This is a genomic window from Streptomyces sp. NK08204, assembly GCF_020400585.1.
Taxonomy (GTDB): Bacteria; Actinomycetota; Actinomycetes; order Streptomycetales; family Streptomycetaceae; genus Streptomyces.
On sequence record NZ_JAINVF010000012.1, the window covers coordinates 57,164 to 74,688 of the forward strand.

Annotated in this window: 16 protein-coding genes; 10 read left to right on the forward strand and 6 right to left on the reverse strand. The window is 71.0% G+C overall.

Annotation, left to right across the window (positions count from 1 at the left end; genetic code table 11):
• The first annotated feature begins 30 nt into the window (after window positions 1-30).
• The 4 genes from K7G59_RS19785 (at window position 31) to groL (ending at window position 4,205) form a co-directional block, all read left to right on the forward strand.
• Window positions 31-1,050 (forward strand): polysaccharide deacetylase family protein, encoded by a 1,020-nt coding sequence (locus K7G59_RS19785; protein ID WP_225836031.1) that lies wholly within the window; start codon window positions 31-33, stop codon window positions 1,048-1,050.
• Entirely contained in the window at window positions 1,047-1,901 is an 855-nt protein-coding gene (locus K7G59_RS19790) for a polysaccharide deacetylase family protein (protein WP_225836032.1), read from the forward strand. The genes K7G59_RS19785 and K7G59_RS19790 overlap by 4 nt, the downstream gene beginning before the upstream one ends.
• A gap of 248 nt (window positions 1,902-2,149) precedes the next feature.
• On the forward strand, window positions 2,150-2,458 hold the full coding sequence (groES, locus tag K7G59_RS19795; protein ID WP_039652762.1) for a co-chaperone GroES: 309 nt from the start codon (window positions 2,150-2,152) through the stop codon (window positions 2,456-2,458).
• A 118-nt stretch (window positions 2,459-2,576) separates the two neighbouring features.
• A complete protein-coding gene (gene groL, locus K7G59_RS19800; RefSeq protein ID WP_225836033.1) occupies window positions 2,577-4,205 on the forward strand; it encodes a chaperonin GroEL in 1,629 nt (542 codons plus the stop codon).
• A gap of 78 nt (window positions 4,206-4,283) precedes the next feature.
• On the opposite strand, the gene K7G59_RS19805 is transcribed toward groL, so the two are convergent.
• The 3 genes from K7G59_RS19805 to K7G59_RS19815 all read right to left on the reverse strand — a co-directional run bounded on the left by K7G59_RS19805 (window position 4,284) and on the right by K7G59_RS19815 (window position 6,583).
• Complete coding sequence (locus K7G59_RS19805; protein ID WP_225836035.1) at window positions 4,284-4,991, reverse strand: ester cyclase; 708 nt, start codon at window positions 4,989-4,991, stop codon at window positions 4,284-4,286.
• 74 nt (window positions 4,992-5,065) lie between these two features.
• Window positions 5,066-5,839 carry an SDR family oxidoreductase gene (locus K7G59_RS19810; protein WP_225836037.1) on the reverse strand — a complete coding sequence of 258 codons (774 nt, stop codon included), beginning with the start codon at window positions 5,837-5,839 and terminating at the stop codon, window positions 5,066-5,068.
• A 75-nt stretch (window positions 5,840-5,914) separates the two neighbouring features.
• On the reverse strand, window positions 5,915-6,583 hold the full coding sequence (locus K7G59_RS19815) for an MOSC domain-containing protein (protein ID WP_225836038.1): 669 nt from the start codon (window positions 6,581-6,583) through the stop codon (window positions 5,915-5,917).
• 79 nt (window positions 6,584-6,662) lie between these two features.
• Here K7G59_RS19815 and K7G59_RS19820 point away from each other — a divergent pair, with 79 nt between their 5' ends.
• Window positions 6,663-7,562: a LysR family transcriptional regulator gene (locus tag K7G59_RS19820; RefSeq protein ID WP_225836040.1), complete on the forward strand. Its 900-nt coding sequence runs from the start codon at window positions 6,663-6,665 to the stop codon at window positions 7,560-7,562.
• An 86-nt stretch (window positions 7,563-7,648) separates the two neighbouring features.
• On the opposite strand, the gene K7G59_RS19825 is transcribed toward K7G59_RS19820, so the two are convergent.
• Window positions 7,649-7,978 (reverse strand): WhiB family transcriptional regulator, encoded by a 330-nt coding sequence (locus K7G59_RS19825; RefSeq protein WP_225836043.1) that lies wholly within the window; start codon window positions 7,976-7,978, stop codon window positions 7,649-7,651.
• 381 nt (window positions 7,979-8,359) lie between these two features.
• Between K7G59_RS19825 and K7G59_RS19830 the strand changes: the two genes are divergently transcribed.
• The 4 genes from K7G59_RS19830 (at window position 8,360) to K7G59_RS19845 (ending at window position 13,260) form a co-directional block, all read left to right on the forward strand.
• Window positions 8,360-8,971, forward strand: coding sequence for a response regulator transcription factor (locus K7G59_RS19830; RefSeq protein WP_003948568.1), 612 nt, complete (start codon window positions 8,360-8,362; stop codon window positions 8,969-8,971).
• Between the two features lie 804 nt (window positions 8,972-9,775).
• On the forward strand, window positions 9,776-10,363 hold the full coding sequence (locus K7G59_RS19835; RefSeq protein ID WP_121787335.1) for a sigma-70 family RNA polymerase sigma factor: 588 nt from the start codon (window positions 9,776-9,778) through the stop codon (window positions 10,361-10,363).
• Window positions 10,364-10,492: 129 nt separating this feature from the next.
• Complete coding sequence (gene guaB / locus K7G59_RS19840; protein WP_225836044.1) at window positions 10,493-11,998, forward strand: IMP dehydrogenase; 1,506 nt, start codon at window positions 10,493-10,495, stop codon at window positions 11,996-11,998.
• A gap of 137 nt (window positions 11,999-12,135) precedes the next feature.
• Window positions 12,136-13,260: a GuaB3 family IMP dehydrogenase-related protein gene (locus K7G59_RS19845; RefSeq protein ID WP_225836047.1), complete on the forward strand. Its 1,125-nt coding sequence runs from the start codon at window positions 12,136-12,138 to the stop codon at window positions 13,258-13,260.
• 330 nt (window positions 13,261-13,590) lie between these two features.
• Here K7G59_RS19845 and K7G59_RS19850 read toward each other — a convergent pair whose 3' ends face one another.
• Together K7G59_RS19850 and K7G59_RS19855 are read right to left on the reverse strand one after the other, a co-directional pair.
• Window positions 13,591-14,139 (reverse strand): hypothetical protein, encoded by a 549-nt coding sequence (locus K7G59_RS19850; RefSeq protein WP_225836048.1) that lies wholly within the window; start codon window positions 14,137-14,139, stop codon window positions 13,591-13,593.
• Between the two features lie 168 nt (window positions 14,140-14,307).
• Complete coding sequence (locus tag K7G59_RS19855) at window positions 14,308-15,516, reverse strand: nucleotide sugar dehydrogenase (RefSeq protein WP_225836049.1); 1,209 nt, start codon at window positions 15,514-15,516, stop codon at window positions 14,308-14,310.
• Between the two features lie 293 nt (window positions 15,517-15,809).
• Between K7G59_RS19855 and K7G59_RS19860 the strand changes: the two genes are divergently transcribed.
• Window positions 15,810-17,519, forward strand: coding sequence for a glycerol-3-phosphate dehydrogenase/oxidase (locus K7G59_RS19860; RefSeq protein ID WP_225836050.1), 1,710 nt, complete (start codon window positions 15,810-15,812; stop codon window positions 17,517-17,519).
• The last annotated feature ends 6 nt before the right edge of the window (window positions 17,520-17,525 follow it).

Genomic DNA, 17,525 nt, shown 5'->3' on the forward strand with positions numbered 1-17,525 from the left:
AACGATAAAAATCGGTCGCTCTTCCGTCTGATGGTCCGGCCGCCGCTCCGGGCGCTGTTCGGGCCGTCCTTCCGGCTGTCGTCCCGGTCGTCGTCCCGGCTGTCGTTCCGGTCGTTGTCGCGGCTGTCGTCCCGGCTGTCGTTCCGGTCGTCGGTGCGCAAGGTGGGCCTCCGCTGCGGTGCCGCCGCGCTGGCGTCCGCCGCCGTCGTCTCCGGCTGCGCCGCCCCGGGCCCCGACTCCGCCGCTCACCCCGCCCCCGGCCAGCCGCCCGCCCGGCGCGACCCCGCCCGGGCCCTGGACTCCTACGCCACCCGCCTCGCCGCCGAGCGCGCCCGCCTGGCCGCCGCCGCCAGGCGCTGGGGCCTGGTCGGCACCCCCTTGTCCCCGCCGGCCCCGCCCGCCACGAAGCCGACGATCACCGCACGCAAGGGCTTCGAGGTGGACGGCCAGGAGGAGGAACACCTCCCTCCCGTCTTCACCACCGTCCCGACCAAGCAGAAGATCGTCTTCCTCACCATCGACGACGGCGCGGAGAAGGACCCCGCCTTCCTGCGCATGATGAGCGACCTGAAGATCCCCTACAGCGCGTTCCTCAGCAACTACCTCATCAAGGACAACTACAGCTACTTCCGCACGATGCAGTCCCAGGGCCACACGCTCAACAACCACACCCTCACCCACCCCTATCTGCCAGGCCTGTCCTACGAGGAGCAGAAGGGCGAGATCTGCGGCATGCAGGCCGTCATGAAGAGGCGCTTCGGCAAGGCCCCCACCGTCTTCCGCCCGCCCTACGGCAACTACAACGGCGACACCCTGCGCGCGGCCAAAGCGTGCGGGATCAAGTACGCGCCGATCTGGGACGAAGAGGTCTTCGTCGACCACTGGGAGTACCGCGAGTGGGACCGCAGCCTGCACCCCGGTGACATCGTGCTCACCCACTTCCGCGGCCGGAACGACTGGAACGGCACGATGGTCGACGACATGCGCCGCTTCCTGGACAAGGTCACCGCCGAGGGATATGCCGTGGCCCGCCTGGAGGACTACCTGTGAGGCGCGGAGGAAGCCTGCGGTGCCTGGCCGCCGTTCTCGCCCCGGCCCTCCTCCTCACCGGCTGCGCCCAGTCGGTCGACCCCATCGAACGGCTCGGCAAGAAAGCGGCCCAGCGGGTACGGCAGCACGGCCCCGATGCCGACGAGCCCTACCGCCACTGGGGCCTGGCCGCTCCCCTGACCCACCCCCCGGCGCGTCCCGCCCGCCCCCTGTCCACGGGCTCGGCCCGCGCCCCCGGCACCGGCCCGGCCCCCGTCCTGGACCACGTCGCCACCCGCGACAAGGTCGTCTTCCTCACGTACGACGACACCTATGCCGGCACGTTCGCCGACGGTGCCGAGCAGGACCCCCGCTTCATCGACATGGTCCGCGAACTGCGGCTGCCCGTCAGCATGTTCGTCACCGGCGCCGGGGCCGGCCATGGCCGCGCGCACACCGTCCGCCTCAGCTCGGCCGGCGCCGGCATCGAGAACCGCACCCGCGGCCACCAGGCCCTGCCCGGGGTGTCCTACGCCGAGCAGCGCGCCGAGATCTGCGCCCAGCAGCACGCGCTCAGGTCCCGCCTGGGTCTGCACCCCCGCCTCCTGCGTCCGCCCTACGGCGCCTACGACGCCGTCACCCTGCGCGCGGCGGCGGCCTGCGGCATCTCCGCCGTCGTCCTCTGGCGCGCGGCCATGGGCCCCCGCACCCTGACCTTCACCCGGGGGCCGCACCTCCTGCGCCCCGGCGACATCGTGTCCCTGAACCCGGACGGCGCGAGCGGCCGGGCCCTGCGGGAGCGCACGACCCGTCTGTTGAGGAGCGTGCAGGAGAGGGGCCTGACGGTGGCCCGCCTCGAGGACTACCTGTAGCCGGACGGTCCGGCCCGGCACAGGGCGCCGACCGCGGCAACCAGCCACCCGAACGCGGCCGACGCGCCACCGGCATTGGCACTCCGCTTGACCGAGTGCTAATCGCGGTCATAGTCTCGGCTCTGGCACTCCCCCAGGGAGAGTGCCAACAAAGCGACGGGCAGGTCCGGCACCCGCGACGACGGATCCACCTGGTCGCCACCTCAGACAGTTAACCCCGTGAGATCTCCGAAGGGGGAGGTCGGATCGTGACGACCGCCAGCTCCAAGGTTGCCATCAAGCCGCTTGAGGACCGCATCGTGGTCCAGCCGCTGGACGCCGAGCAGACCACGGCCTCTGGCCTGGTCATCCCGGACACTGCGAAGGAGAAGCCCCAGGAGGGTGCTGTCCTCGCCGTGGGCCCGGGCCGGTTCGAGAACGGCGAGCGTCTTCCGCTCGACGTCAAGGTCGGCGACGTCGTCCTCTACAGCAAGTACGGCGGCACCGAGGTCAAGTACAACGGCGAGGAGTACCTCGTCCTCTCGGCTCGCGACGTCCTCGCGATCATCGAGAAGTAAACCTCGGCAAGACCCTTTGCCTTGAGCTGCGCCCCTGGCCCCCGCGACCGAAAAGAAGCCGGGCGTCGGGGGCGCAGCGTCTTTACACCCACAGATTTCCGAGAGGGCTCCCGCTGCCATGGCGAAGATCCTGAAGTTCGACGAGGACGCCCGTCGCGCCCTTGAGCGCGGCGTCAACAAGCTTGCCGACACGGTGAAGGTGACGATCGGCCCCAAGGGCCGCAACGTCGTCATCGACAAGAAGTTCGGCGCCCCGACCATCACCAACGACGGTGTCACGATCGCCCGCGAGGTGGAGATCGACGACCCGTACGAGAACCTCGGCGCGCAGCTGGTGAAGGAGGTGGCGACCAAGACCAACGACATCGCGGGTGACGGCACCACCACCGCCACGGTCCTGGCCCAGGCGCTCGTCCGCGAGGGTCTGAAGAACGTGGCCGCCGGCGCCTCCCCGGCCGCCCTGAAGAAGGGCATCGACGCGGCCGTCGCCGCCATCTCCGAGGACCTGCTGGCCACGGCCCGCCCGATCGACGAGAAGTCCGACATCGCCGCCGTCGCCGCGCTGTCCGCCCAGGACCAGCAGGTCGGCGAGCTGATCGCCGAGGCGATGGACAAGGTCGGCAAGGACGGTGTCATCACCGTCGAGGAGTCCAACACCTTCGGTCTCGAGCTGGACTTCACCGAGGGCATGGCCTTCGACAAGGGCTACCTGTCGCCGTACTTCGTGACGGACCAGGAGCGCATGGAGGCCGTCCTCGAGGACCCCTTCATCCTCATCAACCAGGGCAAGATCTCGGCCATCGCCGACCTGCTGCCGCTGCTCGAGAAGGTCATCCAGGCCGGTTCCTCCCGGCCGCTGCTGATCATCGCCGAGGATGTCGAGGGCGAGGCCCTGTCGACCCTGGTCGTCAACAAGATCCGCGGCACGTTCAACGCCGTCGCCGTCAAGGCCCCGGGCTTCGGTGACCGCCGCAAGGCGATGCTGCAGGACATGGCGATCCTCACCGGCGCCACCGTCATCTCCGAGGAGGTCGGCCTCAAGCTCGACCAGGTCGGCGTCGACGTGCTCGGTTCCGCCCGCCGCGTCACCGTCACCAAGGACGACACCACGATCGTCGACGGCGCCGGCAAGTCCGAGGACGTGCACGGCCGCGTCGCGCAGATCAAGGCCGAGATCGAGAACACCGACTCCGACTGGGACCGCGAGAAGCTCCAGGAGCGTCTCGCCAAGCTGGCCGGCGGCGTGTGCGTGATCAAGGTCGGCGCCGCCACCGAGGTGGAGCTGAAGGAGAAGAAGCACCGTCTGGAGGACGCCATCTCCGCGACCCGCGCCGCGGTCGAGGAGGGCATCGTCTCCGGTGGTGGCTCCGCCCTGGTCCACGCCTCCAAGGTCCTCGAGGGCAACCTCGACAAGGCCGGCGACGAGGCCACCGGTGTCTCCGTCGTCCGCAACGCCGTGGTCGAGCCGCTGCGCTGGATCGCGGAGAACGCGGGCCTTGAGGGCTACGTCATCGTCTCCAAGGTCAAGGACCTGGACAAGGGCAGCGGCTACAACGCCGCCACCGGCGAGTACGGCGACCTGATCAAGCAGGGCGTCATCGACCCGGTCAAGGTCACCCGCTCCGCCCTGGAGAACGCCGCCTCCATCGCCTCCCTGCTGCTCACGACCGAGACCCTGGTCGTCGAGAAGAAGGAAGAGGAGTCGGCCGAGGCGGGCCACGGCCACGGTCACGGTCACGCCCACTGACGTACGTCGGTGAGCCGTAGTCGGTGAACCGCAGCGAAGGCCCGGTGCCCCCAAAGAGGCGCCGGGCCTTCGCGCTGCCTACTGCTCCAACTCATCCAGCGCACCCAGCTGTTGCATCAGCCCCAGCTGGTCGTGCTGCCACCACAACTCGGCGATCTTGCCGTTGGGGGCGAACCGGAACAGGGTCTGCCCGGTCATGCCGACCTGCCTGCCGGTGGGCGCGATGCCCAGGAAGTCGCCCTTGTGCGTGGCGTTCCAGGTCCACCGCACGCAGGCCCGGTCGTCCTGCGTGAGCACGTCGTCGATCGTGAACGTGAAGTCGAAGCCGCCGCGCCACATCCGGTACTCGCTGCGGGCGTTGTCCAGCCCGATGGTGTCCTGCGGGTTCACCGGATCGTGGCTGTGGATGTCCTCGTCCAGCAGGTCGTTGAGCGGCGGCAGCTCGCCCGGGGTCGCGAGCGCCTCGAAGAACCGGCGCACGGTGTCCTCCGCCGGCCGCTCCTCGCGCAGGACGTCCAGGTCGATGAAGGTCGGCGTCTCGTCGCACAGCGCGACCAGTTCCCGGTAGACGCGGTCGGTCTCCGGCAGGTTCGAGTTCCGCATCGCCTCCTCGTACGAGGGGAACTCCACCACTTCGACGATGTGCGACGCGTCGGAGCGGTCCTTGCCGACCACCGCGTGCGTCGCCGTGCGCTTTCCCTTGGTCTGCGCGACCCAGTCGTCGATGAGCCGGTTCATCTCGTCCAGCCGGCTGGTCCTGCACTCGATGAGCTGTACGAAGGTCATGACGCCACCTCCCGGCCTCCTGGCCCGGTTCCGTCAGCCCATTTTCGCACCGGAACCACCGCGTCACCCGCCCGCTACCGCGGCCCGTACTTGCGCCCCGTCTTGGACGTGATCCCGCCCAGCAGCCCCCGCGGGGTCACCTTCACCAGGCCCATCAGCGCCTTGTAGCGGGGGTCGGGGATGGACAGCGTCCTGCCCCGCGCGAGGTCGGCCAGCGCCGCCGCGACCAGCTTGTCCGCGTCCAGCCACATCCAGCCGGGGATGTTGTCCGTGCCCATACCGGCCCGCTGGTGGAACTCGGTGCGCACGAAGCCGGGGCACAGCGCCATCAGCCGCACCCCGCTGCCCGCGAGGTCCCTCGCCGCGCCCTGCGTGAACTGCACGACCCACGCCTTGGAGGCGCCGTACGTCCCCCGGGGGACGAAGGCCGCCACCGAGGCCACGTTCACCACTCCGCCGCGGCCACGCTCGCGCATCGCCTCGGCCGCCGCCGAGGTCAGCCTCAGCACGGCCTCGCAGTGCACCTTGAGCATCTTCAGCTCGTCCGCCATCGACACCTCGAGATAGCGGCCCTTGTTGCCGAACCCGGCGTTGTTGACCAGCAGATCGACCGGGTCGCGGCGGTCGCCGACCCGCTCGGCCACCGCCTCGATGCCCTTGTCCTCGGACAGGTCGGCGGTCAGCACCTCCGCCTCGATGCCGTGCCGGTCGTGCAGTTCCGTCGCCTGCTCGCGCAGTCGCCCGGTGTCCCGCGCCACCAGGACGAGGTCATGCCCGTCGGCCGCCAGCCGCCGCGCGAACGCGGCACCGATCCCCGCTGTCGATCCCGTAATCAGAGCCGTTGTCATGGCCCAAGGGTAGTGACCGGGACCGGCAGCGTCCGCTGTCCACGGCGCCCTCCCGAAGGGTGGAATGACGTCCGCTCAGCCGCCCTGCGCGGCCACGTACCTGCGGGCCTTCGCCAGCGACTCGGGGTGCAGCGCCGCGCCCGCCACGAGCAGCTGGGGCAGCAGTTCCCGCTCGGTGGTGACCGCGCGGAACTCCATCGCCACCGTCACCGAGTGCTCCGGCCGGTGCACGATCTCGATCGGGTCGCCCGCCTGTATCGAGCCCGGTTCGATCACCCGCAGGTAGGCACCCGTCGCGCCCTTTCGGGTGAACCTCTTCACCCAGCCCCGTTCGCCCAAGTGGCCCTGGAACGTGTTGCACGGGATGCGACCCGAGGTCACCTCCAGAACCACCTCGGAACCGATCCGCCAGCGTTCGCCGATCAGTGCCCCGGAGACGTCCAGACCCACCGTCGTGAGGTTCTCGCCGAAGCAGCCGTTGCCCAACGACCGGTCCAACTCGCGCTCCCAGTCGTCGAGGTCCTCGCGTGCGAACGCGTACACCGCCTGGTCGTCCCCGCCGTGGTGCCGCAGGTGGCACACCGCGTCCCCGGCGACCCCGCTCCCGCCGACGCCCTTGGGCCCGGGGGCGGCCACCCGCACCGGACCGTCGACGGGCCGCTTGTCGATGCCGGTCAGGCCGTCCGGCTGCTCCGTGTACGGCACCGGTCGCGGGCTGCCGAGATTGACCGAGAGAAGCTTCATGTACGCACCGTACGGGACCACCCTCAAAGAGTCGACGCATTATTGGCCGCCGCACCCAAGGCTGCCTTATGATTCTGGTGTGATCGAGGCCCGTCATCTCCGCGTCCTGCGCGCCGTCGCCACCACCGGCTCCTTCTCGGCGGCGGGACGGGAACTGGGCTGCACCCAGCCCGCCGTCAGCCAGCAGATGAAGGCCCTGGAGGCCTCGGTCGGCACCCCCCTGCTGGTCCGCAGCGGCCGGGAGATGCGCCTCACCCAGGCCGGCGAGGCCCTCGTACGGCACGCCTCCGGCATCCTGGCCGGGCTCACGGCCGCCGAGGAGGAGGTCGCCGCCATCGCGGGGCTGAGGGCCGGCCGGGTCCGGCTGGTCTCCTTCCCGAGCGGCAGTTCCACCCTGGTCCCCACCGCCCTGGCCGCCCTGCGCGCCGCCCATCCCGGCACCCGTGTCTCCCTGGAGGAGGCCGAGCCCCCGAGGTCGGTGGAGCTGCTGCGCGGCGGCGACTGCGACCTCGCGCTGGCCTTCCGCTACGAGGGCGCCGCGCTGGTCGAGGAGTGGGACGACCTCGTCGTACGGCCGCTGCTGACGGACCGCCTGGTCGCCCTGGTGCCCGAGCGCCACCGGCTTGCGCGCGCGGAGTCCGTCGCCGTCGCCGACCTGGCGGAGGAGCCCTGGATCGCGGGCTGCCCGCGCTGTCGCGGCCAGCTGGTGGAGGCGTGCGCGAACGCCGGCTTCACCCCGCGCATCGACTTCGCCACCGACGACTACCCGGCGGTGATCGGCCTGGTCCGCGCGGGTCTCGGGGTCGCCGTGCTGCCCCAGCTCGCGGTGGAGTCGGTACGGCCCACGGGAGTGCGGGCGGTGCGGCTGGAACCGGCGGTACGGCGGGAGATCGTCGCCCTCACCCTGCCCGACCTGGCACCGGTACCGGCCGTGGCGGCGACGCTGGAACAGCTGGCCCGGGCGGCCGGGCACGTGTAAGGGCCCCACCGGGTCGGTGCGGGGCTCCACACAGTCATGGGCACGCGCGCGCGTGCCCAGGGGGGTGGAGTTGCAGAAACGTTCCTTCAGTCATCGGGGACGGCCTCCGCGCCAGTGGTCGTAGCCGACACCAGGCGGTTGCGTGCCCGTCCCATCAGCTCTTCGCGCTCGTCCTCGGTCAGGCCGCCCCACACGCCGTACGGCTCACGCACGGCCAGCGCGTGCGCCGCGCACTCCGCGCGGACGGGGCACCTCATGCACACCTCTTTGGCCGAGTTCTCGCGAGCGCTCCGAGCCGCCCCTCGCTCGCCCTCCGGGTGGAAGAAGAGCGAGCTGTCCACCCCGCGGCAGGCGGCCAGCAGCTGCCAGTCCCACAGGTCTGCGTTCGGTCCGGGAAGGCGGGAGAAATCTGCCATTACGTGACCCCTTGTAGCCGTTCTGAGCAGATACGGTGCCAACGACCGTACATCTCCGGTCTAAGGAGATGAAAATATGACTCATTGCGAATCTAGCCCCGGACACCGCGAAACGGGAAGAAAAGCGTCTGAACGGGGCATAGGTCGTGATGAAAAATTGAGGGTCCGTTGGGTATGTCTGCACCGTGTCGGGTCCCTCACATACGGTGCCGAAGACGGCATGCGGCCCCGTAACTCTTTCGAGTGACCGTCGTTGAGAGTGCGGAGGCGGTTGAAAACACAAGCGCTCGGGCAGGCGTCCGAGACGGTCGACCGCACAGGTGACGATTCCGTACCAGCCTGGAGGCTCAAGGTGACGCGCATCAGCTGCGGAGGGCGGTCATGACATCCGTCCTCGTCTGCGACGACTCCCCGCTTGCCCGAGAGGCGCTGCGCCGCGCGGTCGCGACCGTGCCCGGCGTCGAGCGCGTGACGACGGCGGCCAACGGCGAGGAAGTCCTCCGCCGCTGGGGCGCCGACCGCTCCGACCTGATCCTTATGGACGTGCGCATGCCCGGTCTGGGCGGCGTCGAGACCGTGCGCCGGCTGCTGTCCGCCGACCCGGGCGCACGCATCATCATGCTCACCGTCGCCGAGGACCTCGATGGTGTGGCCCTCGCGGTCGCCGCCGGCGCCCGGGGCTACCTGCACAAGGACGCCTCTCGCGCGGAACTGCGCGCCACGGTGACGCAGGCCCTCGCCGACCCGACCTGGCGACTCGCCCCGCGCCGTCTGCGATCGGCCGAGATGGGCGCCGCGCCCACGCTCACCGCGCGTGAGATCCAGGTGCTGGAGGGCATGAGCCACGGCCGGTCCAACGCCGAGATCGGCCGGGAGCTGTTCCTCTCCGAGGACACCGTCAAGACGCACGCCCGCCGCCTGTTCAAGAAGCTCGGCGCCTCGGACCGGGCCCACGCGGTGGCGCTCGGCTTCCGCTGGGGACTGGTCCGGTAGGGAGTGCGCCGCGGCGGGCCAGTGGTCCGCCGACCGGGTTCCCCCGCCTGCCGTGGCGCGGGCGGGGCCGGCCGTCCCGGAACCCCGGGTCAGCCGGACCGGAAGCCGGACCGGAAGCCGGACAGGGTCACGGACGGTGCCGGGTGTGCTCCCGCCGTCCGCGCGGAGTGCGCGGGAAGCGGTCTGTCCTGCGCTACCCGGTGGGTCGGCGGGCCCGGGGCGTCGGCGGGCATCGGTCCGCCGGGGGCGGCCTGGCCCTGCCGAAGACATCGCTGTGCCGGAAGGCATCGCTGTGCCGCGAGGCGTGGCCTGGGCGGCTGACACCGCTTTGCCAAGTGGCCAAGCGGCGAGGGCCGAGGGGGCGCGAGGCGTGAACGGGCGTGAGGGGTGGCCCTCCTCACGCGGGCCGTGAGCGGTGCGCCCCTGCGCTGTCTGAGCCCCAGCAGTTGTCGCGCGAATCCCGGCTGTTTCCGGGCACCCCCGGCGCCTTCCCGTGGACGCCGACCACCGGTCTGACCTGCTGCGTTGCGTCCCCGATCGGTGCGCGGACCCGCCATGCGGCGTCCCGCGGCCTCCTCCCGGAGCGCGGGGCGCGGGCGCCGCGCACGACGGCCCGCCGGACGGCCGATGCTTGTTTCGGCGCGGATGCCGCATCCTTGAGATGTGGAGTCTCTCGGGGACGAGTCGGTCGAGCGGAAGGGGAGGGCGCAGGGGATGAGTGCCGGCGCACCTGCTCATAACGCTTCGGTGCACAACCAAGAGCACGATGCGACGGACCGGACGGCCGCAGGGCACCATGGACCGATGCGCGACGACGAGGCGGGCACGGCCCACGGAGCGATCGGTGCTCTCGTGCACCGCGCCGTCGACGGGGACGCGCAGGCCACGCACGATCTGCTCGCGCACGTCCACCCGCTGGCGCTGCGCTACTGCCGCACCCGGCTGTCCAGGCTGCCCGGCGACGCCCGCCACTTCGTGGAGGACCTCGCCCAGGAGGTCTGCGTCGCCGTCCTGCTCGCCCTGCCCCGCTACCGCGACACCGGCCGTCCCTTCGAGGCGTTCGTCTTCGCCATCGCCTCCCACAAGGTCGCCGACCTCCAGCGCGCCGCGATGCGCCACCCGGGCTCCACGGCAGTGCCGTCCGACGAGATGCCGGAGCGGCCCGACGACTCCCTCGGACCCGAGGAGCGCGCCCTGCTCAGCAGCGACGCCGAGTGGGCCAAGAAGCTGCTCGCCAACCTCCCGGAGAACCAGCGCGAGCTGCTGCTGCTGCGCATCGCCGTGGGCCTGACCGCGGAGGAGACGGGACAAATGTTGGGAATGTCACCAGGGGCGGTCCGGGTCGCCCAGCACCGCGCCCTGAGCCGCCTGCGGGCGCTGGCCGAGCAGTAAGAACGGGTGTTGGCGGGTGTTCCGTACGAACATACGAGGCCCGAAGTCACCCGCCGCCGTGGAATTTGCCAGCCACGCTTCCCGTTAGCATGGACATCCGCACCGATCAAGGCCATTGGGGAAGGTGTCATGACTGCCAACGTCGACGGAGTGCCCGGAAAATTCGCGACCCTCGGGCTGACCTACGACGACGTGCTGCTGCTGCCGGGCCCGTCGGACATGGCACCCGACGAGATCGACACCGCCTCGTACGTCTCCAAGAATGTGCGGGTCAACATCCCGCTGCTGTCCGCCGCCATGGACAAGGTGACCGAGTCCCGCATGGCGATCGCGATGGCCCGCCAGGGCGGTGTCGGCGTCCTGCACCGCAACCTGTCCATCGAGGACCAGGCCAACCAGGTCGACCTGGTGAAGCGCTCCGAGTCCGGCATGGTCACCGACCCGATCACGATCCACCCGGACGCCACCCTCGCCGAGGCCGACGCGCTGTGCGCGAAGTTCCGCATCAGCGGCGTCCCGGTGACCGACGGCGACAAGAAGCTGCTCGGCATCGTCACCAACCGTGACATGGCCTTCGAGAGCGACCGCACCCGCCGTGTGCACGAGGTCATGACCCCGATGCCGCTGGTCACCGGCAAGGTCGGCATCTCCGGGCCGGAGGCCATGGAGCTGCTGCGCAAGCACAAGATCGAGAAGCTGCCGCTGGTCGACGACGCCGGTGTCCTCAAGGGCCTGATCACGGTCAAGGACTTCGTCAAGGCGGAGAAGTACCCGAACGCCGCCAAGGACGCCGAGGGCCGTCTGCTGGTCGGCGCGGCGGTCGGTGTGGCCGGTGACGCCTTCGAGCGCGCCCAGGCGCTGATCGAGGTCGGCGTCGACTTCATCGTCGTGGACACCGCGCACGGCCACTCCCGCCTGGTCGGCGACATGATCGCCAAGATCAAGTCGAACTCCTCGAACGTCGACGTCATCGGCGGCAACGTCGCCACGCGCGACGGCGCCCAGGCGCTGGTCGACGCGGGCGCCGACGGCATCAAGGTCGGCGTGGGCCCCGGCTCCATCTGCACCACCCGCGTGGTCGCCGGTGTCGGCGTCCCGCAGGTCACCGCGATCTACGAGGCCGCACTCGCCGCCAAGGAAGCCGGTGTCCCGGTGATCGGCGACGGCGGTCTGCAGTACTCCGGCGACATCGCCAAGGCCCTGGTCGCGGGCGCCGACACGGTGATGCTCGGCTCGCTGCTCGCGGGCTGCGAGGAGTCCCCGGGCGAGCTGCTGTTCATCAACGGCAAGCAGTTCAAGTCGTACCGCGGCATGGGCTCGCTCGGCGCCATGCAGACCCGCGGCGACCGCAGGTCGTTCTCCAAGGACCGCTACTTCCAGGAGGGCGTCGCCTCCGACGAGCAGCTGATCCCCGAGGGCATCGAGGGCCAGGTGCCCTACCGCGGCCCGCTGTCCTCCGTCGTCCACCAGCTGGTCGGCGGTCTGCGCCAGTCGATGTTCTACGTCGGCGGCAGGACCGTCCCGGAGCTGCAGACCAACGGCCGGTTCGTGCGGATCACCTCGGCGGGCCTGAAGGAGAGCCACCCGCACGACATCCAGATGACGGTCGAGGCGCCGAACTACAGCAGGAAGTGACGCACACGCGCGGCGACAAGTGACGCACACGCGCGTATGACGGCCGTCGACGGCGGCCCCGGGACTCCGGGGCCGCCGTTGCCGTACCCGTCGGCGATACTGGAAGGCGCTGCAACGCATACGGAAAGGCCACCATCGTGACTGAGATCGAGATCGGGCGCGGCAAGCGCGGGCGGCGGGCGTACGCCTTCGACGACATCGCCGTCGTCCCCAGCCGCCGTACGCGGGACCCGAAGGAGGTCTCGATCGCCTGGCAGATCGACGCCTACCGCTTCGAGCTGCCCTTCCTGGCGGCCCCCATGGACTCGGTCGTCTCGCCGGCCACCGCGATCCGCATCGGTGAGCTGGGCGGCCTCGGCGTGCTCAACCTCGAGGGCCTGTGGACGCGGTACGAGGACCCGCAGCCGCTGCTGGACGAGATCGTCGGCCTGTCCGACGAGCAGGCGACCCGCCGCCTCCAGGAGATCTACGCGGCCCCCATCAAGGAGGAGCTGATCGGCGCGCGCATCAAGGAGGTGCGCGACTCCGGCGTGGTCACGGCGGCGGCGCTCTCCCCGCAGCGCACCGCGCAGTTCTCCAAGGCGGTCGTGGACGCGGGCGTGGACATCTTCGTCATCCGCGGTACGACGGTCTCGGCGGAGCACGTGTCGTCCTCGCACGAGCCGCTGAACCTGAAGCAGTTCATCTACGAGCTGGACGTCCCGGTGATCGTCGGCGGCTGCGCCACCTACACCGCCGCCCTGCACCTGATGCGCACCGGCGCGGCCGGCGTCCTGGTCGGCTTCGGCGGCGGCGCCGCGCACACCACGCGCAACGTCCTCGGTATCCAGGTCCCGATGGCCACCGCCGTCGCCGACGTGGCCGCCGCCCGCCGCGACTACATGGACGAGTCCGGCGGCCGGTACGTGCACGTGATCGCGGACGGCGGCGTCGGCTGGTCCGGCGACCTGCCCAAGGCGGTCGCCTGCGGCGCCGACGCGGTGATGATGGGATCCCCGCTCGCGCGCGCGACGGACGCGCCCGGCAGGGGCAACCACTGGGGCATGGAGGCGGTCAACGAGGAACTGCCCCGCGGCAAGAAGGTCGACCTCGGCACGGTCGGCACGGTCGAGGAGATCCTGACCGGCCCGTCCCACACGCCCGACGGCTCGATGAACTTCTTCGGCGCCCTGCGCCGCGCCATGGCCACCACCGGCTACAGCGAGCTGAAGGAGTTCCAGCGCGTCGAGGTGACGGTGGCGGACAGCCAGCACCGGCGCTGACCCCCGTACGACGCCGAAAGAGGGCGGCCGGTCCACGTGAGGTGGACGGGCCGCCCTATTTCGTGCTGCCGGATCAGAGATCGGTCACGCCGGCCAGGACCAGGACGGCCCCGCACAGGCCGACGAGCCCGGCGCCGATGCGGTACCCGACGGCCGTGACCCATCTCCGGGGCGGCTCGAAGCTGCCCATGGCGGCCGTACGCAGCTCGTGGTTGCGCTCGGCGTACCGCTCCAGGGCGGTGGCGGCGCCCCGGGCGTCGAGGGCGACCCAGCTGCCGAGGAGCAGGGCGGCGGACCCGAACAGCAGCAGGAAGACAGGGAAGGGTACGGTCAGGCCGCGGCCTTCTTGGTGCCGGAGAACGCGGCGTACCCGGCGATGCCGAAGAACAGGAAGGTCAGCGGGTCCGCATCCTCCTTCCAGGCCCTCTGGACCAGGTCCAGGTGGTCGAAGAACACCTCGGAGAAGCCGGCGTGCACCAGCTTGGCGATGATCATGGCCTCGCCGACGAGCTGGCCGAGGTAGACCGAGCCGAGCGCGAGGACGGCGGCGGCGATCGCGACGGCAGGGTTGCGGCCACCCGCCTTGCCCGCGGCGAGACCGATGACGAAGCCGACGCCGACCGCGGCCCAGCCGATCTCGTGCTTGGTGAGGCCGATGATCACGCCGTACAGGCTGCCGACGACCACGGCGGCGGCCAGGGCGGCGAGGAGACCGAGAACCAGGCTGCGCGGGGCCGGTGCGGGCGGCGCGGCCGGGGCGAACCCGCCCGGCTGCGGCGCGTACGGCATACCGGGGGCGGCCGGGGCCTGCTGGGCGTACGGGTTGCCGTCGGGCGGACCGTACTGCGGCTGCTGCGGCGGCGGAGCTGACTGGCTCATGACAGGAAATCCCCCGTGATGTGGCACAACTGGACTGACTGGATCAAGAGTGTGGGTGACGCACGCACAGGGTGTGCGTCGAGTCCGGGGGAGACTAACAGCCGAGGACGACAGCGCCCCCGGCGTTTTCTGCTTGAGACCGGCTCGAGATCCACTCGGAACCGGAGGTCACAGCCGGTGCGCCGCCCCCGTCGGCGTCGCCCCGCGGGTGTCCAGCAGCAACTGCGCCTTCACCGAAAGACCCTGGAGGTCGTACGTGCGGTGCTGCTGGAGCAGGATCGTCAGATCGGCGTCGGCCGCCGCCTCGTAGAGGGAGTCCGCGCGCGGGACCGGCCGCTCCAGGACGCTCCACGCGGGCACGTACGGGTCGTGGTAGCTGACAGAGGCGCCCAGTTCCATCAGCCGGATCGCGATCTCCTGCGCGGGCGTGCCCTGTTGGTCGGCGAGGTCGGCCTTGTAGGTGACACCGAGCAGCAGCACGCGCGCGCCGCGGGCCGACTTGCCGTGCTCGTTGAGGAGGGCCGCGGAGCGCTGGACGACGTACCGGGGCATGCGGTGGTTGACCTGCTGGGCCAGTTCCACCATGCGCAGGGTACGGACCGCGTGCCCGGTCAGGTCCTGCGGGACGGCGGGCCCGCCGACGCCCGGGCCGGGGCGGAACGCCTGGAACCCGAAGGGCTTGGTCTCCGCGCAGCGGATGACGTCCCACAGGTCGACGCCCAACTCGTGGCACAGCACGGCCATCTCGTTGACCAGTGCGATGTTGACGTGCCGGTAGTTGGTCTCCAGCAGCTGCACGGCCTCCGCCTCGCGCAGTCCGCGCGCGCGGACGACCTTGTCGGTGAGCCGCCCGTAGAAGGCGGCGGCCGACTCGGTGCAGGCCGGGGTGAGGCCGCCGATGACCTTCGGTGTGTTGGCCGGGGTGTGTTCGCGGTTGCCGGGGTCGACCCGGCTGGGCGAGTAGGCGAGGTGGAAGTCGCGGCCCGCGCGCAGTCCGGAGCCCTTCTCCAGCAGGGGCCGCAGGAACTCCTCGGTCGTCCCGGGGACCACGGGCGACTCCAGGATCACGGTGGTGTGCGGGCGCAGCCGCTGGGCCAGGGTGCGGGCCGCCGCCTCCACCTGGCCGAGGTCGAGCCCGCCGTCGGCGCCACGCGGGGTCGGCGCGCAGATCACCGCGGTGCGCACGCGGCCGAGCTGGGCGGGATCGCCGGCCGGCCGGAAGCCCGCGGAGTGCATCCGGCGCAGCTCGGCAGGGCTGAGCGAGCCCGCCTCGGGTCCGGTGGCGTAGCCGATGGTGGCGATGCCTGCGGCCACCGCGGCCTGGGCAAGCGGCAAGCCGTAGGGGCCGAGTCCGATGACGGCGAGGTCTGCGGGCATGGCGTGGGCCGTCCTTCCCAGTAGCCGAAGCGGGACAGGTGCGCAACCGCTGTGGACAAGACGAGCGAGTGCACTGTCACACTAGGAGTAAATATGACCGTTTTGTGGGATTGTGTTCGTGTGTCTTCCGTGGGTTGCGCGCCTGTTGTGCTCAGGCCGCGACCGTGAGGTGACTCGCGTGGTGGCTGAAGCCGGGCAGGCCGGTCAGAATTTGGGCATGAGCAGGAGGTGAACCGGGCTTCGCCCACCGGGTGCGGCCGACGCGAGCGAGTCTGCGACAGCGGGAGGCAGCGGTGAGGACAGCGACACTGGGGCCGGAGCAGCGCGCCGAGGCGCTGGCGGCGATGGCGGAGCGTGAACTGGACGTTCTGGTGGTCGGTGGCGGGGTCGTCGGCGCGGGTACGGCGCTGGACGCCGTCACGCGCGGGCTGTCCACCGGGCTGGTCGAGGCCCGCGACTGGGCGTCCGGCACCTCCAGCCGCTCCAGCAAGCTCATCCACGGCGGCCTGCGCTATCTGGAGATGCTCGACTTCGCGCTGGTCCGCGAGGCACTGAAGGAACGCGGCCTGCTCCTGGAGCGGCTCGCCCCGCACCTGGTCAAGCCGGTGCCGTTCCTCTACCCGTTGCAGCACAGGGGCTGGGAGCGGTGGTACGCCGGCTCGGGCGTCGCCCTCTACGACGCGATGTCCATGGCCCGCGAGCACGGCCGGGGACTGCCCGTACACCGCCACCTGACGCACCGCCAGGCCCTGCGTGTCGCCCCCTGTCTGAAGAAGGACGCCCTGGTCGGCGCCCTGCAGTACTACGACGCCCAGGTGGACGACGCCCGGTACGTGGCGACGCTGGTGCGCACGGCGGCGTCGTACGGCGCCGAGGTCGCCAACCGCGCGCGTGTGAGCGGCTTTCTGCGCGAGGGCGAGCGGGTCGTCGGCGCCCGGGTGCGGGACGCGGAGGGCGGCGGGGAGTACGAGATCCGCGCCCAGCAGATCGTCAACGCCACCGGCGTGTGGACCGACGACACCCAGGCCATGGTGGGGGAGCGCGGCCAGTTCCACGTCCGTGCCTCCAAGGGAATCCACCTGGTGGTGCCGAAGGACCGCGTCCACTCCACCACCGGCCTGATCCTGCGCACCGAGAAGTCCGTCCTGTTCGTCATCCCGTGGGGCCGGCACTGGATCATCGGCACCACCGACACCGACTGGGACCTCGACAAGGCCCACCCGGCCGCTTCCCGCGCGGACATCGACTACCTGCTGGAACACGTCAACTCGGTGCTCGCCGTGCCGCTGAGCCGCGACGACGTGGAGGGCGTGTACGCCGGCCTGCGCCCACTGCTGGCCGGCGAGTCCGACGCCACCAGCAAGCTGTCCCGCGAGCACACGGTGGCGCATCCGGCGCCCGGCCTGGTGGTCGTGGCGGGCGGCAAGTACACGACCTACCGGGTCATGGCCAAGGACGCCGTCGACGAGGCGGTGCACGGCCTCGACATGCGCGTCGCCGACTGCGTGACCGAGGACGTCCCGCTGCTCGGCGCGGAGGGGTACCAGGCGCTGTGGAACGCCCGCGCGCGGATCGCCGCCCGCACCGGACTGCACGTGGTCCGCGTGGAACACCTGCTGAACCGTTACGGCTCTATGACCGAGGAGATTCTGGACCTCATCGCCGCCGACCCCGCTCTCGGCGAGCCGCTACCGGGCGCCGACGACTATCTGCGCGCCGAGGTGGTCTACGCCGCGTCGCACGAGGGCGCCCGGCACCTGGACGACGTCCTCACCCGCCGTACCCGCATCTCCATCGAGACCTTCGACCGGGGCACCCGCAGCGCCCGCGAGGCCGCCGAACTGATGGCGCCCGTCCTCGGCTGGGACGAGGACCAGATCGAGCGCGAGGTCGTGCACTACGACAAGCGGGTGGAGGCCGAGCGGGAGTCGCAGCTCCAGCCGGACGACCTGACCGCGGACGCGGCGCGTCTGGGAGCGCCGGACATCGTGCCGCTCACCTGACCCGGC

Coding starts and splice junctions, on each gene's coding strand:
- K7G59_RS19785 (WP_225836031.1), top strand. CDS start 31: ATGGTCCGGCCGCCGCTCCGGGCGCTGTTCGGGCCGTCCTTCCGGCTG.
- groL (WP_225836033.1), top strand. CDS start 2,577: ATGGCGAAGATCCTGAAGTTCGACGAGGACGCCCGTCGCGCCCTTGAG.
- K7G59_RS19805 (WP_225836035.1), bottom strand. CDS start 4,991: ATGACCTTCGTACAGCTCATCGAGTGCAGGACCAGCCGGCTGGACGAG.
- K7G59_RS19810 (WP_225836037.1), bottom strand. CDS start 5,839: ATGACAACGGCTCTGATTACGGGATCGACAGCGGGGATCGGTGCCGCG.
- K7G59_RS19815 (WP_225836038.1), bottom strand. CDS start 6,583: ATGAAGCTTCTCTCGGTCAATCTCGGCAGCCCGCGACCGGTGCCGTAC.
- K7G59_RS19825 (WP_225836043.1), bottom strand. CDS start 7,978: ATGGCAGATTTCTCCCGCCTTCCCGGACCGAACGCAGACCTGTGGGAC.
- K7G59_RS19830 (WP_003948568.1), top strand. CDS start 8,360: ATGACATCCGTCCTCGTCTGCGACGACTCCCCGCTTGCCCGAGAGGCG.
- K7G59_RS19835 (WP_121787335.1), top strand. CDS start 9,776: ATGCGCGACGACGAGGCGGGCACGGCCCACGGAGCGATCGGTGCTCTC.
- guaB (WP_225836044.1), top strand. CDS start 10,493: ATGACTGCCAACGTCGACGGAGTGCCCGGAAAATTCGCGACCCTCGGG.
- K7G59_RS19850 (WP_225836048.1), bottom strand. CDS start 14,139: ATGAGCCAGTCAGCTCCGCCGCCGCAGCAGCCGCAGTACGGTCCGCCC.
- K7G59_RS19855 (WP_225836049.1), bottom strand. CDS start 15,516: ATGCCCGCAGACCTCGCCGTCATCGGACTCGGCCCCTACGGCTTGCCG.